This window comes from Arthrobacter sp. TB 23, from assembly GCF_000294595.1.
GTDB lineage: Bacteria > Actinomycetota > Actinomycetes > Actinomycetales > Micrococcaceae > Arthrobacter_D.
Genome location: NZ_ALPM01000103.1, coordinates 1 through 1,001, shown reverse-complemented (window position 1 = coordinate 1,001; position 1,001 = coordinate 1). Strand labels below are relative to the sequence as shown.

Annotated in this window: 1 protein-coding gene; it reads right to left on the bottom strand. The window is 67.4% G+C overall.

The annotated features are described in order from the left end of the window. A partial coding sequence (locus B384_RS19800; RefSeq protein WP_019483778.1) for a DUF222 domain-containing protein occupies positions 1-1,001 on the bottom strand: 1,001 nt, incomplete at both ends.

Genomic DNA, 1,001 nt, shown 5'->3' with positions numbered 1-1,001 from the left:
GAGAGTCATCACCGGGACGGTGACGAACACCTTCGCCTGCACACCCCAAAACGTGCTGGCCTCCCGCGGCTGACTGGATCCGCTGTTCGTCCCGTCTCCTGCGTCGGTCCCAGCGGCAGCAGCTGAGTCAGCACCAGGGGCACCAGCGGCAGTGCCAGGGTGAGCGCCTGGGTCAGCAGCGGGGTCGGGTGCTTCATGCATGTGTCCGGTGGGTCCGGCGCTGGTGAGGACATCCACCAGAACATCGGCCCTGAGCTGGGTGAGAGTCCTGGCCTCGTCGGGGCCCTGCAAGGCCCGGGCTGCGGTATCGACCCGGTGGAAGATCCCGGCCGCGTGTTCGGTGGGTAGGTACGCGGCGAGCCAGGCCATCCCGTCGTGGGCGCCGTTCAGGACCACCTCGCGTTCCCGGAGAGCTTTCCGGTGCCGGCTACTGATGGGTTCGGGGTGAAGTTTTTCGCGTAACCGGTGGGCCTGGCGGCAGAACTTCGCCACCGTGGTCTGACCGGCCAACGCGATCAGCCTGGTTTCATAGGCGGCGGCCAGAGCGGGGTCGGTGTCGGGCATGTCTGTGGCCTCTTCGACAACAGCCCAGGCATGGCGGCGTGAGAGTCTGCCGTCCTCTAACGCGTTCAACGTGGCCGGGTAGTGGCGGGTCAGCAGGGTGCTGTGTTCGACCAGGAACCCGGCGGTCCGCTCCGGCAGGTGCAACGTGGCGCCGATCTCGGCTGCGGCCAGGGTTTTCTCGAACCCGAACGCCCCGCGGCCGCAACGGGTTTGCTCGGTTTGCAGGTCCAGGATCCGGGTGACCAGTTTCGCTTCCTGGGCATCGAGCCATGACCGCGCCTCGGCGACGTCATTCAACGCATCTACCACCTGGGCAGAGTCAAGGCCGGCCGGGGCGGCGAGCCCGAGCTGGCCGGTCAGGGCGGGAGGTTCGTCGCTGGAGCGCACCCGCTCGCCGGGCACGAAGGCCATTCCCCAAAAATCCGATGCCTCATCAT